General features: G+C 59.2%; 15 protein-coding genes. 8 read left to right on the forward strand and 7 right to left on the reverse strand.

The genetic code is table 11. The features are described from left to right. The first annotated feature begins 198 nt into the window (after positions 1-198). The gene (locus ABIA48_RS27190) at positions 199-1,380 is read left to right on the forward strand and encodes a hypothetical protein (RefSeq protein ID WP_429492670.1); all 1,182 of its coding nucleotides are present in this window, start codon (positions 199-201) and stop codon (positions 1,378-1,380) included. A 178-nt stretch (positions 1,381-1,558) separates the two neighbouring features. On the opposite strand, the gene ABIA48_RS27195 is transcribed toward ABIA48_RS27190, so the two are convergent. The 4 genes from ABIA48_RS27195 to ABIA48_RS27210 all read right to left on the reverse strand — a co-directional run bounded on the left by ABIA48_RS27195 (position 1,559) and on the right by ABIA48_RS27210 (position 4,924). Further along, entirely contained in the window at positions 1,559-2,266 is a 708-nt protein-coding gene (locus ABIA48_RS27195) for an ATPase (RefSeq protein ID WP_429492672.1), read from the reverse strand. Positions 2,267-2,495: 229 nt separating this feature from the next. Continuing rightward, positions 2,496-2,906: a cupin domain-containing protein gene (locus tag ABIA48_RS27200; protein ID WP_310063243.1), complete on the reverse strand. Its 411-nt coding sequence runs from the start codon at positions 2,904-2,906 to the stop codon at positions 2,496-2,498. A gap of 167 nt (positions 2,907-3,073) precedes the next feature. After that, positions 3,074-3,367 carry an antibiotic biosynthesis monooxygenase family protein gene (locus ABIA48_RS27205; protein ID WP_204929019.1) on the reverse strand — a complete coding sequence of 98 codons (294 nt, stop codon included), beginning with the start codon at positions 3,365-3,367 and terminating at the stop codon, positions 3,074-3,076. Between the two features lie 123 nt (positions 3,368-3,490). Continuing rightward, positions 3,491-4,924, reverse strand: a complete 1,434-nt coding sequence (locus ABIA48_RS27210; RefSeq protein WP_429492675.1) for a PLP-dependent aminotransferase family protein — start codon at positions 4,922-4,924, stop codon at positions 3,491-3,493. 205 nt (positions 4,925-5,129) lie between these two features. Between ABIA48_RS27210 and ABIA48_RS27215 the strand changes: the two genes are divergently transcribed. The 3 genes from ABIA48_RS27215 (at position 5,130) to ABIA48_RS27225 (ending at position 7,319) form a co-directional block, all read left to right on the forward strand. After that, on the forward strand, positions 5,130-5,570 hold the full coding sequence (locus tag ABIA48_RS27215; RefSeq protein ID WP_429492677.1) for a carboxymuconolactone decarboxylase family protein: 441 nt from the start codon (positions 5,130-5,132) through the stop codon (positions 5,568-5,570). Positions 5,571-5,643: 73 nt separating this feature from the next. Next, positions 5,644-6,624: a LysR substrate-binding domain-containing protein gene (locus tag ABIA48_RS27220; protein ID WP_429492679.1), complete on the forward strand. Its 981-nt coding sequence runs from the start codon at positions 5,644-5,646 to the stop codon at positions 6,622-6,624. Between the two features lie 173 nt (positions 6,625-6,797). Further along, complete coding sequence (locus tag ABIA48_RS27225) at positions 6,798-7,319, forward strand: GNAT family N-acetyltransferase (protein WP_429492681.1); 522 nt, start codon at positions 6,798-6,800, stop codon at positions 7,317-7,319. A gap of 1 nt (position 7,320) precedes the next feature. Here ABIA48_RS27225 and ABIA48_RS27230 read toward each other — a convergent pair whose 3' ends face one another. Then, positions 7,321-8,013, reverse strand: coding sequence for an aspartate/glutamate racemase family protein (locus ABIA48_RS27230; RefSeq protein ID WP_007987033.1), 693 nt, complete (start codon positions 8,011-8,013; stop codon positions 7,321-7,323). A gap of 76 nt (positions 8,014-8,089) precedes the next feature. Here ABIA48_RS27230 and ABIA48_RS27235 point away from each other — a divergent pair, with 76 nt between their 5' ends. Together ABIA48_RS27235 and ABIA48_RS27240 are read left to right on the forward strand one after the other, a co-directional pair. Further along, positions 8,090-8,866, forward strand: coding sequence for a helix-turn-helix domain-containing protein (locus ABIA48_RS27235; RefSeq protein WP_429492683.1), 777 nt, complete (start codon positions 8,090-8,092; stop codon positions 8,864-8,866). 70 nt (positions 8,867-8,936) lie between these two features. Then, positions 8,937-9,431: a hypothetical protein gene (locus ABIA48_RS27240; RefSeq protein WP_007987037.1), complete on the forward strand. Its 495-nt coding sequence runs from the start codon at positions 8,937-8,939 to the stop codon at positions 9,429-9,431. Between the two features lie 138 nt (positions 9,432-9,569). Here ABIA48_RS27240 and ABIA48_RS27245 read toward each other — a convergent pair whose 3' ends face one another. Together ABIA48_RS27245 and ccoN are read right to left on the reverse strand one after the other, a co-directional pair. Continuing rightward, a complete protein-coding gene (locus ABIA48_RS27245) occupies positions 9,570-9,791 on the reverse strand; it encodes a CcoQ/FixQ family Cbb3-type cytochrome c oxidase assembly chaperone (protein ID WP_108229471.1) in 222 nt (73 codons plus the stop codon). Next, positions 9,791-11,218, reverse strand: coding sequence for a cytochrome-c oxidase, cbb3-type subunit I (gene ccoN, locus ABIA48_RS27250; protein WP_429492684.1), 1,428 nt, complete (start codon positions 11,216-11,218; stop codon positions 9,791-9,793). The genes ABIA48_RS27245 and ccoN overlap by 1 nt, the downstream gene beginning before the upstream one ends. Before the next feature lie 295 nt (positions 11,219-11,513). Between ccoN and ABIA48_RS27255 the strand changes: the two genes are divergently transcribed. Both ABIA48_RS27255 and ABIA48_RS27260 read left to right on the forward strand, forming a co-directional pair. Continuing rightward, the gene (locus ABIA48_RS27255; protein WP_429492686.1) at positions 11,514-13,187 is read left to right on the forward strand and encodes a nitrite/sulfite reductase; all 1,674 of its coding nucleotides are present in this window, start codon (positions 11,514-11,516) and stop codon (positions 13,185-13,187) included. Further along, a complete protein-coding gene (locus ABIA48_RS27260; protein WP_429492688.1) occupies positions 13,184-13,663 on the forward strand; it encodes a DUF934 domain-containing protein in 480 nt (159 codons plus the stop codon). Before ABIA48_RS27255 ends, ABIA48_RS27260 begins: the two co-directional genes overlap by 4 nt. The last annotated feature ends 19 nt before the right edge of the window (positions 13,664-13,682 follow it).

The raw sequence follows: 13,682 nt of genomic DNA on the forward strand, positions 1-13,682 counted from the left end.
TGAATGAAAAAGCCCCGCATTGAGAGATGCGGGGTTTTTTTTGTGTTTGGACGAGACACCGGCGTCTAGCTTTTCGACTTCATTTCCTTTGGTTCTTATCGATAAATCCAATTATTCCTATGCCAAATTTTGGTATCGCTACTCTTGGTTGCAGTTGATGGATCACCCACCCGCAGCAATCAAATGGAGCAATACATCATGCTGTCTCTCGCTCATGCAATCCGCAAAAACTCTGTTTCTCTCGCCCAAGTGCAGTCTGACTACAAACAGAATGTGGTTGCGGTTAACACCGTAATGACCAGCGTCCTGGGATCAAGCCTGCCCACCCTCAACCAGGTGCCGCCAGACTGGCCGGCGTTCGTTAGTGCTTTTGAAGCGGCTAATGGCGATGCCTTGAATTGGGTTAATACTGTGATGGCCCGCTTGCTCAATGTTCCGCAGGATGTCATTGGCTATAACGCAGTGATCAGTCAGGTTCTTCAAGATGCTAAAAATCAGAGCCAGACTCTCGTCACTCAACCCACTAATCAGGTCGCTTTGGCGACACTCAATCAGGATCTGACCACGCTCACTGGCCAGCTGGGGTTGGTGACTTCTTTCATCAGTGGGGCCATCAGCGCCTTGCAAAAGTCGAGTGATACGTTGCCTGATATGGCCGCTCAGCTTCAAAGCATCGCTGACAAATCGACGGTCGATGCCAATGCTGACCAAGCCCAGATCGACACGCTCAATGCTCAAATCGATCAGCTCAAGGCGGATATAAAGAGCCTCACTGCAGCCATTATTGCGCTCGGTATTGCTGACGGTGTGGCCTTGACGTTGGGTGTTGTGGCGACGATCGCCCTATGGCCTGTTGGTGCGGTTGTTTGGTTTATGCTCGGCCCGGCCATTGCGGTTGCCAGTACCTACATTGCGTTGGACGCCAAGCAAATCGAGGCTGACAAGGCGACGATTACCGCAACCCTTGCCACCATCCAAGGCATCACAGCCGATGTCGCAACATTGCATGTGCTGGCGCACAATTTTGCCGATATGGCTGCTCAGTCGGTGGCCATTGAGACGAGCCTCCAAGCGGTTTTAGCTGAGTGGCAAACGCTTGAAAATGATGTCAACGCAGCGGTAACCGACATCCGGACCGCCATATCTGACGCCGGCGCGAGCAACTTCTCTGCAGTACTCAATGACGTCAATGAAGCCATCAGTGAATGGAACGACTCCTATGCGCAAGCGGGCTCGTTGCAGCTGGATTTGCAGGTCAACAACGCCAACCTCCAGTACGGCATGTCCTCGGCTCAGGTTCAGACAGCCATGGCCGGTGCACAAACGGTGGATCTGATCAGCTACTACAACCAAGTGTCGCTACAGAGGAAAGTGGCTTGAGTACACGAAAAGTCCCGTGAACACGGTGCCTTTTTGAGTTTGTGTTTGCGGTGACTGGTCTGACGCCTTCGCGGGCAAGCCCGCTCCCACAGTGATTTGTGTCGTACGCACCAACCATGTACACCAAATCAACTGTGGGAGCGGGCTTGCCCACGATGGGGGTATAAGCACCCATTAATTACTTGAAGACTGAAGTTTTTTCTGTCTTCATCGAGACATTACTTGTCGGGCTGGTCAGTAAATTGCTGAGCGACTGGTCAAACCTTTGCAGCGCCCGGACTTGCACGTTCTGTTGTTCGTTAATGTCCGCAACTATATCTTCACTACGTTTATAGTCCGCCCAGACTGGACTAAGCGCTTTAGCATCGTGACCTTTCGCAGTACCGATGTAATTGAAATTTTTGTCATAGAAATCCGCACTGACATCCGCCTGTATATCCGAACTGCGCGACGTTATCAGTTGACTGCGGGTGTCGACCAGCGCCATCACATCCGGTTTCGCCGCCCTGAGGCTCTGCATGTCCGGATACACCGTAACCGAGCCGAATTGCCGTTGCAGGGAGGCCTTGACCCAATCCACGGCCAGGTCTGGCCTGGAAGTGGCTACGTAGGCGTCATGAATCGGCTGCACCAGCAGACTCTGACCGAAACCCGTGCCGGCGTTGGCCTGGTAATCCCGAAGGTAGGCGCGGTTGGTCTGAGTATTCTGGCTGTAGACGATGCCCAGCGAGACATGGCTGCCGTTGGCAATACGGGTGGCACCGCTGCGGCCTACCGGTTCGGAAAAGATACCGTTCAGTGAAGAAACCGCTGTCGGCGCGGTGGGGATCGAGCAACCGGTTAAAACAACGGCCATGGTCAACGTACTGGCAAGCACAAGTTTCATGGTGTTTCTCCAGTGAATCAACTTCAGTCGAAAGTTAAAGTTGCCGGTGTTGTACCGGCGGTGACTCAAGACTAAACCCTGGATGATTTATTTAAATAGCCAATATCCACCCTTGTCCGGCGACCAATAGTTTTGTTTGGTTTAAAAGCTTTCGGTTAATTGCGTGAGGAAATTAAAAGGCCCGAATTCGCGATTCGAGCCTTTTTATTTATAGCTGTACGTTCAGCCATCAGTGTTCCAGTGGGATCAACACTTTCTCGTCGGGGGCCAATACCATGAACACCAGCAACTTGGCCGGTTGGGTCGCGCTGGCATTTTTCGACACCATGTGTTCCGACCCCGCCGGCTCATACCAGAACTCACCGGCCTTGTAGGTTTTCGCCGCCTCGCCTTTGACTTGGGAAATGATCTCTCCCGAAAGGACATAAGCCATGGCGGTACCTTCGTGCTTGTGGGCGATGGAGGACTGTCCGGGCTCGTAATCGACTTCGATCATCAGCGCTTTTTTACCGGGGACGTTTTTCAACATCTCGTCTTGCAGGATGGTGACCTTTTCCGAAGGGTCATGGGCAAAAGCCGATGCGCAGACCATCAGGGCCAGGGCAGCAAGGGGCGCAGCACAAAAGCGCAATACGTTCATGGTTGTTTACCTGCGGTGGGTTAGTTGTCGTAAACAACAGTAGTGCGCAAGCAGTAGAGGTTAAACAGCCAATATTCGGGAAGGCGAGGGGACCAATTACAGAAGATTCCGGGGCAATGGAGAATGAATTGTGGCGAGGGAGCAAGCTCCCTCGCCACAGGTATTGGTTAAACGATCGGAAAACTGTTGAAGTCCACTGCATTGGCCAGTTGGCTATCGATCAGGCTGATGAAGCCCTGAACTTCGGGGCAGTTGAAATGTGATCGCATGGCCGCTTCTGATTGCCAGCGGGCGCTGACGGTCCAGCGATTGGTGTCCTCGGGACAGCGGTCGACCATATAGGATTCGCAGCCGGGCAATTCACGCAGGGTTTCGACAATCTTCTGCAGTTGCTTGCCCAGTTCATCCGAGCGGCCGGCGGCGGCCTGTACCTGTACGGTATTGATCACTTCATAGGACATTGCTCACACTCCTGAATCAGGCCGGACGAATCCTGCTCATTGAGGGATAACGCCTATGCAGGATAGGCCTGCACCCCGGGACCGCCAATAGCCAATTGCCGGATAAAGACGCAGGCCAATCCGTCAGGCCACTTGTTGCAGGATGTCGCGCAAACGGTCCAGGGCGATGTCGATGTCGAGGGTTTCGATGGCGCCAAAACCGAACCAAAGACCGGCCCTTGGCGTTTCCTGATAGAAAAAGCTGTCGATGGCATAGAGCCCGACTTCGACTTTTTTCGCCAGTTCGATCACTAATGGAATATCCAGCGGCACTTTGCACATCACCGCCATGTGGAAGCCGGCAGTGGTCGGCACGGCCTCCAGCCAGGGCGAGAGGTCGCCGGCCATGCGCGCCAGGATCCGCTCACGGCGGCCGGCATAGATCGTATGGCAGCGCCGAATGTGCTTGAGCAGGCAGCCTTCGGCGATGAACTTGGCCAGCGCCCATTGCGGCAGGGTCGAGGTGTGCAGGTCGGTGAGCTGCTTGGCGCGTACCACGGCCTCAAGGATCGCCGGTGGCAAAATCGCATAGCCCAGGCGCAGTTCGGGCAGCAGGGTTTTGGAAAAAGTCCCGACGTACGCGACGACCCCGCGTTCATCCATGCTTTGCAGGGAGTCGGTGGGACGGCCCTCGTAGCGGAACTCGCTGTCGTAGTCGTCCTCGATGATGATCGCGCCCAACTCGTGGGCCTTGGCCAGCAGTGCCACCCGGCGCGCCTGGCTCATCGGCATGCCCAGCGGGAACTGGTGCGAAGGGGTGACGTAGATCAGGCGCGTGCCGCGCGGGATTTTGTCCACCACGATGCCTTCGGCGTCCACTGGCACGCCAATCACCGTGGCGCCATGGGTGCCGAACAGCAGGCGCGCCGGCGGATAGCCGGGATCCTCCATGGCGGCCAGGCTGCCCGGACTTATCAGCACCCGGGCGATCAGGTCCAGCGCCTGCTGCGCGCCGTTGCACACCACCACATCCTCATCCTGGCAGTTGACCCCGCGGGAGAACGCGATGTGCCGCGCAATGGCGTTGCGCAAGGCCGGCAGGCCCTCGGGCACGCTGTAGAAGCCCTTGGAGCCGGCCATCTGGCGCAGTGCATGGGAGGTGCAGCGCCGCCAGTCATCCTGGGGAAACTGGCCCTTGCTGGTCGCACCACCGATGAAGTCGTAGCGCAGTGAGCCTTCCAGGGTCGGGTGACGCAGAAACACCGGCAGGTTGCGCCAGGATTCGATCACCTCGAAACCGGCGAGCTCGCAATGGCTCTGTTTACGCTGCACCTTTGACGTGCGTGCGTTGACGTAGGTGCCTTTGCCGACCACTCCGGTGAGGAAGTTTTCGTAGGTCAGCTGAGCGTAGGTATCGGATATGGTCTTGCGCGAAATACCCAATTGTTCGGCGAGCAAACGGCTGGGCGGCAGTTGCGTCCCGGCGGCCAGGCGACCGGACTCGATGGCGCTGCGCAGTTGGTTGTACAGCTGGCCGGCCAGGTCCTTGCGACCGTTGATGACAACATGTAGTTCCATACCGGCGAGGCTCCGGGGCGATTGAGGCGCGTGTGCGTCGCGCAAGATTACCCTTATCCGCCGGTGGTGCAGAAGTTGTGCGGTGGAAAAACCGTCAATTGGTCTGGTGGCGGTGGTCCACGGGGAAATCACTGAATTGGATCTGTCATGCCCCCGCGCCAGCGGCTACCGTGAAGATCACCTCACGGCTGCACGAGATCGTTCCATGAACCCCCGTCTGGATTACTACAGCGCGTCCCCCAAAGCGATGAAAGCCATGATCGCCATGGAGGCCCTGACCAGCAGCCTGAGCATCGAACAGGGCCTGCTGCACCTGATCAAGATTCGTGCTTCGCAGCTCAATGGCTGTGCCTTTTGCACCGACATGCACTCGGTGGATGCCCGGCGTCTGGGCGAAAGCGATCGGCGCCTGTATTCCATCGTGGTCTGGCGTGACAGTAGCTTTTTCAATCCGCGGGAAAGAGCCGCGCTGGCCTGGACCGAGGCGGTCACCTTGCTCTCCGAAAGCCACGTGCCGGACGATGTCTACGCGCAATCCCGGGAGCAGTTCAGTGAAAGCGAGTTGGTCGACTTGACCATCGCCGTCACCACCATCAACAGCTGGAATCGCCTGGCCGTGAGCTTTCGGCAAACACCCAGCGCCTGAGTCATTGTCACAGCAGGTTCATGAATGATCCGCAGGATGCAACTGTCATTGCAAGGTCGACAGGGAGTCCTCGATGTCAGTCATGGAAACCAGCGCCCACCAGGGGGCTGCCGAATATCGTATAACCATCGATAAAAATGCGGCATGGCGCCAGTTGGCTGCGGGGCTCGACCCCGAACTGGCGCTGTATTTCACCGTCAGTGCCCGTTGCGGTTGTTTCATGCAGGCCGCCCGCAGTCTCAACATCAAGGCCACTCGCCTGCGCAGGCAATTGGTGTTGCTGGAAACGCAGCTGCAGTGTTCGCTGTTCAACCATTCAGACAATGGCTTCAGCCTCAGCCGCGATGGCTTGCGCTTGCACGCACAACTGATCGCCCTGGCCCATGAGCGCAATTTGCCGGTGATCGAGCAGCCGTTGATTCGGCTGGCTGTGGCGGACTCGATCCTGCGTGACGTTCTCGGTCGCGACCTGGTTGCACTGTTGCGGCGCAACGCCCGCGTGCGCCTGGATATCATTTCGCTCGACAGCGAATTGTCCCTGCAAGCGGCCAGCGCCGACGTGGTGGTGTGGCTGGGTAAAACCGCATCGCCGTTACCGGGGCCAAGCTTTGCCACCACCGAACCCCGGCCTCTGGCGCAAGTGGATTACCTGCCGCACATTGCCAAGCGCTACTCGCGGGTCGCTTCCAGGCCGGAACGCCTGGATGAGCTGGCCGATTTTCTCCTGGTGCAATGGCGACAGGACTGCCAGGTTGAAAGCTTCCAGCCATGGAATGCACTGGTGGATGAACGCCTGGCCGGGGTGGTGCATCTGCAATCCTACGAGCTGATGCTGGAGATGATCCGTTGCAGCGCCTGCATTGGCCTGCTGCCGCACTACATAGGGCACTTCGATCGCGGGTTGATTGCCTTGCCGGGCCTGTTTGACCGGCCGATGCGGCGTCAGGTATGGATGGCGGTCAACGCCCGTTCCGAGGACGACGCGCAGGTACGGATGATCGTCGAGTTGATTGAAAACACCTTCAGCGAGCGTCGGGAGTGGTTCGAAAGCTGAGTGCGATCAAAATGTGGGAGCGGGCTTGCTCGCGAAAGCGGTTGACCAGACACCTTCAACGTTGAATGTGATGGCGCCTTCGCGAGCAAGCCCGCTCCCACTTTGGTTCTCGCCACACGGGAAGGAAGCGTTATAGAGTGAACGGCCATGTCTGCTTCAAGGATGATTCACCCATGCCAGCCACTGATCCCGTCATCACCCTCGAACGCTTCAACGAATCCCACATCGAAGGCATTACGGCGCTGTACAACGACCCCGCAATCGCCCGTCAAACCCTGCAAATGCCGTTTCAGTCCACCGAACTCTGGCGCAGTCGCCTGGCGCTGGATAACGAACGATCGGTGAAGGTAGTGGCCCTGCATCAAGGCACGGTCATCGGCAATATTGGCCTGGAGCAGTTCTCGCGCATTCGTCGCAGCCATGCCGGCAGTTTCGGCATGGGCGTTGCGGTCGAGTGGCAAGGCAAGGGCGTGGGCTCGAAGCTGCTCGCGACGGCGCTGGATATCGCCGATAACTGGATGAACCTGCAGCGCGTCGAGCTTTCGGTGTACGCCGACAACGAAGCGGCCATTGCGCTGTATCGCAAGTTCGGTTTCGAATCCGAAGGCCTGTTGCGTGATTACGCCGTACGCGACGGCGTGCTGGTGGACACCTTGAGCATGGCGCGCCTGCGTCGCACGCCCAAGGCCGGTTGAGTCAGTCGCCCAGGGCGAACGCCACCGCAGCTTGCGCATGCAGCTCGGTGGTGTCGAGCAAGGGCAGGGCGCTGTGTTCGGGTTTGATCAGCAAACCAATTTCCGTGCAGCCAAGGATGATCGCCTGGGCGCCGCGCTGAGTCAGCGCCTTGATCACCTGCTGATACACCTGGCGTGAGGCTTCGCTGATCACGCCGACGCACAACTCGTCGTAGATGATCCGGTGCACGGCCTGGCGCTCCTCGGTCTCCGGCACCAGCACCGTCAAACCCCGGGCAGCGAGGCGTGCCTTGAGGAAGTCCTGTTCCATGGTAAACGCGGTGCCCAGCAAGCCCACCTTCAAGGCACCGGCCTCGACCGCGGCCTGAGCGGCCGGATCGGCGATGTGCAGGAAGGGAATGTCGATGGCGGCCTGAATCTGCCCGGCGACCTTGTGCATGGTGTTGGTGCACAACACCACGCAATCGGCGCCGCCCGCCTGCAAACGCTGCGCTGCATCCACCAGGATCAACGCCGCATCGTCCCAGCGACCGGCGTGCTGGGCCTGTTCGACAGGGCCGAAGTCGACGCTGTACATTAACAATTTCGCCGAACGCAACGGCCCGAGGCGGTCGCGAACCTGCTGGTTGATCAGGCGGTAATACTCGGCGCTGGACTCCCAGCTCATGCCGCCGATCAGGCCGATGGTGCGCATGGTGTGCTCCTGTTGTTGGTAACCCTTTTCGAGAGTGTCCCGTGGATCTTCGCTTCGATCTATCAGGAAATTTCACATGCCCACGGTACTGAGCCAGGATCTGTTGGGCGGTCGGCTCAATGTGCAGCTGTTGCCCCGGGCGGCGTACAGCGCCCGTGATCCTGCGCAATGGCAAACCCTCGGCGTGACCCTGGAGCGCCAGCAGGGCGTGCACGCGATCGATTCGGACCAGCGGGTCGATTTCGATACCTTGCCCGGCGTGCTGGCCTACACCCCGGTCGGCGTGGAGGTTTTTTCCGAGTCGACCAGCGGTGGCGAATATCTGCTGCTGCGCCTGGACGATCCACTGGCCAGCCAGAATTTACCGGCGGTCAATCACCGCGTGCAGTCGGCTGGTCACCGACAGGCGTTGATGTTGGGACGGGAATTGCGGCGCCTGCTGCTGGCACCTCAAGCGGATGCGCTGGCGCTTGAGCAATGTGCAATGGGGCTGGTGGGACTGGGCAACGGTACGGCGAATACGTCCCGGCGCGTCGTGCCGAAGGCGTTCACCCGCGTGCTGGAGCAGATCGCCGAACAGTTTGATGAGCCGCTGACACTGGAGCATTTGGCGGCGGCCTACGGGCAAAACGAACTGCGCTTGCTGCGCGACTTCACCCGGTACATCGGCCTCACGCCCCATGCTTACCTCGTGGAAGTGCGGCTACAGGCAGCGCGGCGGATGATCGAACGCACCGACCGACCCTTGGCCGACATCGCCCTGGACGTCGGCTTCGCCCACCAGTCCCACATGGGCAGCGCCTTTCGCAAACACCTGGGCATGACCCCCAGCCAGTACCGTTCGCGCTTTTAGTCGTACACCGACAGCGCGCATCTGCCATGCTCGAAGTCCGCAGTACCGCTGCAACCAAAGGAACACCGCAATGGACGACGTACGGCAACTGGGCGAGATGCTTCGCCACTACGCAGAAAGCGAAGCGCACAAGAAACAAGTGTTTGAGGCGCAATCGGCCGAGTGGGCGACGCGCATCGGCGATTTGTTCGATCAGATCCAGCAATGGCTGGAGCCGGTGCTGGCGCCGAATCTGCTGGAGGTGACACGCGAAGCTTACGTTGCGTTCGGGCCGAGCGTGCCGGTCGAGACGTCGACGTTCAAGACCGAGAAACTGTCCATTGCGATTGCCGGCAAACCGGTGGAGTTCGTGCCGGATGTGATGGGCGCCGGTGGGCAGATTTCCCTGGCAGTGATGGGCTTTACCGCTGCACGCTATGGCAGCGTTTCGCTGGTGTGCCTGCCGCCGTCGAACGCCTGGCAGTGGCGCAAGACCAATGGCTTGAAGGACCCGGATACCTTTGCGTTCGATGCGGATTTTCTGGCACAGCAGCTACAGGTTTTGATCCCCCGGGATCGTGTCTGACGGGTTCCAATTGTGTGAACAGTAAATAACCCATGTGGGAGCGGGCTTGCTCGCGAAGGGGACCTGTCAGTCGATATTGATGTTGAATGCTGATCCGCCTTCGCGAGCAAGCCCGCTCCCACGGTGATCGGTGTTGCATCAGATATCGATGTTTCCCCAGCCTGGCTTCACCTCTTCGGGCGCCACTGCATTGATGGTCTTCCCGGTAGCCGCCTCCACCCGTCGCGCCACCTCCGGGTCATCGGCAAACGGGATCAGGCTGGCGTCGTCGAGGCTCTTGGTAGTCTGGTGGCGCAGGCAGTATTCGATGGCGAACCACAGAAACGCCATACCCAGCAGGTTCAGCACGACTTCAGTCATCAGGCTATCTGCGCCTCACGTTCCACCATCGCCACGTCCGATACCCGCACCGTGCGCCATACGTTGTAGGCCATCAGCAACATGCCCGTGAGGAAGAGCACGCCGCCGGCGAAACGCACCACAAATCCCGGATGGCTGGCCTGCAGGGCTTCGACGAACGAATAGGTCAGGGTGCCGTCGTCGTTGATTGCACGCCACATCAAGCCCTGGGTGATGCCATTGACCCACATCGAGGCGATGTACAGCACAGTGCCGATGGTGGCGAGCCAGAAGTGCAGGTTGATCAGCGGCGTGCTGTGCATTTGCTCACGGCCGAAGATTTTCGGCACCATGTGGTATGTCGCGCCGAAGGTGATCATCGCCACCCAGCCGAGGGCGCCAGCGTGTACATGGCCGATGGTCCAGTCGGTGTAGTGGGAGAGGGCGTTGACCGTCTTGATCGCCATCATCGGCCCTTCGAAGGTCGACATGCCGTAGAACGCCAGGGACAGCACCAGAAAACGCAGGATCGGGTCGGTGCGCAATTTATGCCACGCGCCCGACAGCGTCATCATGCCGTTGATCATCCCGCCCCAACTCGGCGCCAGCAGGATCAGCGACATGGCCATGCCCAGCGACTGCGCCCAGTCCGGCAGCGCGGTGTAGTGCAAGTGGTGCGGACCGGCCCAGATGTACAGGGTGATCAGCGCCCAGAAATGCACGATCGACAAGCGATAGGAATACACCGGCCGACCGGCCTGTTTCGGCACGAAGTAATACATCATGCCGAGGAAACCGGTGGTCAGGAAAAAGCCCACGGCGTTGTGTCCGTACCACCACTGGACCATGGCGTCGGTAACCCCGGAGTACACCGGGTAGGACTTGAACCAGCCCACCGGAATCGACAGGTGGTTGACCACGTGCAGCATCGCAATGACCACGATGAACGCACCGAAGAACCAGTTGCCGACATAGATGTGTTTGGTCTTGCGCTGCACCACGGTGGTGAAGAACACGATGGCATAAGCGACCCAGACCACGGTCATCCACACCGCGCCGGAGAACTCGATCTCGGCGTATTCCTTGGTGGTGGTATAGCCCAGCGGCAGGGTGATCAGCATCACCACAATGACCGACTGCCAGCCCCAGAAGGTGAAGGCGGCGAGTTTGTCCGAGAACAGTCGCGCCTGACAGGTGCGCTGCACCGCGTAATAACTGGCGGCGAATTGTGCGCTGCCGGCGAATCCGAAAATCACCAGGCTGGTGTGCAAAGGGCGCAAACGACCGAAAGTGGTCCACGGCAGATCGAGGTTCATCTGCGGCCACACCAGTTGCGAGGCGATCCACACGCCCATCGCCATCCCGACGACGCCCCAGATCACGGTCGCCACGACGAATTGGCGCACGACCTTGTAGTTATAGGCCTGTCCGATAGTTGTTGTGCTCATGCTCAATGCTTCCACGGTTGCAATGCCGTGCACTGTAGAAATCCCGATGGAAACAAAACAGGCTCAGGAAACTTTCATTTATGCGGATCAGATTTGAGAGCCACCTGCGGCCCTCTACCGCGCTCTGATACGGTTTTTATGCATTCAGGTGAATCTGTAATGATCTGCGCCGCAGGTCCATAGTCATGCCACACAAGAACCGCCAAACCCCGCCGGCCGTAGCAGCTGCCGAGCAGCTGCTACGGGCGAGGCGAAGTTACGGGCGATGCGCGGTCAATCCTGATGAGGTATTTACATGTATCAGTACGATGATTATGACCGGGCGCTGGTGTTCGAACGGGTTGCGCAGTTCCGCGATCAGGTCGAGCGCTTCATGGCCGGTGAACTGAGCGAAGAAGAGTTCCTGCCGTTGCGCCTGCAGAACGGCCTGTACATGCAAAAACACGCCTACATGCTGCGAGTCGCCATTCCCTACGGCACGCTGAGTGCCCGGCAAATGCGCACGCTGGCGAGCATCGCCCGGGATTACGATCGCGGATACGGTCACTTCACCACCCGGCAGAACATGCAGTTCAACTGGATCGAACTGGCCCAGGTGCCGGACATCCTCGAACGCCTGGCTCAGGTGGAAATGCATGCGATCCAGACCTCCGGCAACTGCGTGCGCAACATCACCACCGAAGCCTTCGCCGGGGTTGCGGCAGACGAAATGATCGACCCGCGACCGCTGGCGGAAATCCTGCGGCAGTGGTCGACCATCAACCCGGAATTCCTGTTCCTGCCACGCAAGTTCAAGATCGCCATCTGCTCGGCCGAACAGGACCGGGCGGCGATCATGATGCATGACATCGGCCTCTATCTTTACCCCGGCAACGACGGGCAAATGCTGTTGCGGGTGATCGTTGGCGGCGGTCTGGGGCGCACGCCCATCCTCGGTTTGCAGATCCGCGAAGGCTTGCCGTGGCAGCACCTGCTGTCCTACGTCGAGGCGGTGTTGCGGGTGTACAACCGCCATGGCCGACGGGACAACAAATACAAGGCGCGGATCAAGATCCTGGTCAAAGCCCTGGGCATCGAAGCCTTCGCCCGGGAAGTGGAGGAGGAGTGGCAGCACCTCAAGGACGGCCCGGCGCAACTGACCTTTGATGAGTTCGACCGCGTGGCCAGCGCCTTCGTCGCGCCACCTTATCGTGAGCTGGCAGACACCAGCCTCGATTACGGCACGCATCTGGCCGACAACCCGGCGTTCGCGCGCTGGGTGCTGCGCAATGTTCAGCCGCATAAAGTGCCGGGCTACGCCAGCGTGGTGTTGTCGACCAAACCGGGCAGCGCTTCGCCACCGGGCGACGTCACGGATAAACAAATGGAAGCGGTGGCCGACTGGGCCGAGCGCTTCGGTTTCGGCGAGATCCGCATTGCCCACGAGCAGAACATCGTTCTGCCGGACGTGCCAAAAGCCGAGCTGTTCGCGCTGTGGCGCCTGGCCTGCGAACACAATCTGGGCAGCGCCAACGCCGGTTTGCTCACCGACATCATCGCTTGCCCCGGCGGTGATTTCTGCGCGCTGGCCAACGCCAAGTCGATCCCCATCGCCCAGGGCATTCAGGCGCGTTTCGACGACCTCGATTACCTGCACGACCTGGGTGACATCAGCCTCAACATCTCCGGCTGCATGAACGCCTGCGGTCACCACCACATCGGCAACATCGGCATCCTCGGCGTCGATAAGAACGGCAGCGAGTGGTACCAGATCACCCTCGGCGGTGCCCAAGGCAAGCACAGCGCGCTGGGCAAGGTCATCGGCCCGTCGTTCAGCGCAGTCGAAGTGCCGCAGGTGATCGAGCAGATCGTCGAGACTTTCGTACGTTATCGCGAGAGTGAGGAGCTGTTTGTCGACACCGTGCAGCGCATCGGTCTGGAGCCGTTCAAGGAAGCGGTCTATCCGAAAGTGCTGGAGGTATCGGCATGAACAATCTGTTGCGGCTGGAAGAGGGCGTGGCGCGGATTGTTGCGGATGATCCGTGGACACTGGTGCGCGACCTGGAGCAACCAGTGCCGGACGGTGCCGTGATCCTGCCGCTCGCCCGATGGCTGGAAAACACTCGGCAACAGGGTGTGTGGCTGGGGCCGGATGATGAAGTGGAAAGTCTCAAGCCATGGTTTGCCCAACTGCCGCTGATCGCCCTGGACTTCCCGAGCTTTCGTGATGGTCGCGGCTACAGCCAGGCTTATCTGCTGCGCACCCGATTGGGTTGGGCCGGCGAGTTGCGCGCCATCGGCGACGTTCTGCGCGATCAACTGAGCCACATGCGCCAATGCGGTTTCGACAGCTTCGCCGTGCGCGAAGACAAATCCGCCGAGGATGCGTTGAAAGGCCTGGCGGGGATGAGCGTGCTTTACGGGCGTTCGGTGATCGAGCCGCGGCCGTTGTTCAGACGTCGTTGAAGTTTTTGCCCGTTGTACG

The organism is Pseudomonas sp. S30_BP2TU TE3576 (assembly GCF_050436025.1).
In the GTDB taxonomy this organism is placed as follows: Bacteria; Pseudomonadota; Gammaproteobacteria; order Pseudomonadales; family Pseudomonadaceae; genus Aquipseudomonas.

Bases quoted from the DNA above. Each gene is read 5' to 3' on its own strand.
- ABIA48_RS27190 (WP_429492670.1), top strand. From the start codon at position 199: ATGCTGTCTCTCGCTCATGCAATCCGCAAAAACTCTGTTTCTCTCGCC.
- ABIA48_RS27195 (WP_429492672.1), bottom strand. From the start codon at position 2,266: ATGAAACTTGTGCTTGCCAGTACGTTGACCATGGCCGTTGTTTTAACC.
- ABIA48_RS27200 (WP_310063243.1), bottom strand. From the start codon at position 2,906: ATGAACGTATTGCGCTTTTGTGCTGCGCCCCTTGCTGCCCTGGCCCTG.
- ABIA48_RS27205 (WP_204929019.1), bottom strand. From the start codon at position 3,367: ATGTCCTATGAAGTGATCAATACCGTACAGGTACAGGCCGCCGCCGGC.
- ABIA48_RS27210 (WP_429492675.1), bottom strand. From the start codon at position 4,924: ATGGAACTACATGTTGTCATCAACGGTCGCAAGGACCTGGCCGGCCAG.
- ABIA48_RS27215 (WP_429492677.1), top strand. From the start codon at position 5,130: ATGAACCCCCGTCTGGATTACTACAGCGCGTCCCCCAAAGCGATGAAA.
- ABIA48_RS27220 (WP_429492679.1), top strand. From the start codon at position 5,644: ATGTCAGTCATGGAAACCAGCGCCCACCAGGGGGCTGCCGAATATCGT.
- ABIA48_RS27225 (WP_429492681.1), top strand. From the start codon at position 6,798: ATGCCAGCCACTGATCCCGTCATCACCCTCGAACGCTTCAACGAATCC.
- ABIA48_RS27230 (WP_007987033.1), bottom strand. From the start codon at position 8,013: ATGCGCACCATCGGCCTGATCGGCGGCATGAGCTGGGAGTCCAGCGCC.
- ABIA48_RS27235 (WP_429492683.1), top strand. From the start codon at position 8,090: ATGCCCACGGTACTGAGCCAGGATCTGTTGGGCGGTCGGCTCAATGTG.
- ABIA48_RS27240 (WP_007987037.1), top strand. From the start codon at position 8,937: ATGGACGACGTACGGCAACTGGGCGAGATGCTTCGCCACTACGCAGAA.
- ABIA48_RS27245 (WP_108229471.1), bottom strand. From the start codon at position 9,791: ATGACTGAAGTCGTGCTGAACCTGCTGGGTATGGCGTTTCTGTGGTTC.
- ccoN (WP_429492684.1), bottom strand. From the start codon at position 11,218: ATGAGCACAACAACTATCGGACAGGCCTATAACTACAAGGTCGTGCGC.
- ABIA48_RS27255 (WP_429492686.1), top strand. From the start codon at position 11,514: ATGTATCAGTACGATGATTATGACCGGGCGCTGGTGTTCGAACGGGTT.
- ABIA48_RS27260 (WP_429492688.1), top strand. From the start codon at position 13,184: ATGAACAATCTGTTGCGGCTGGAAGAGGGCGTGGCGCGGATTGTTGCG.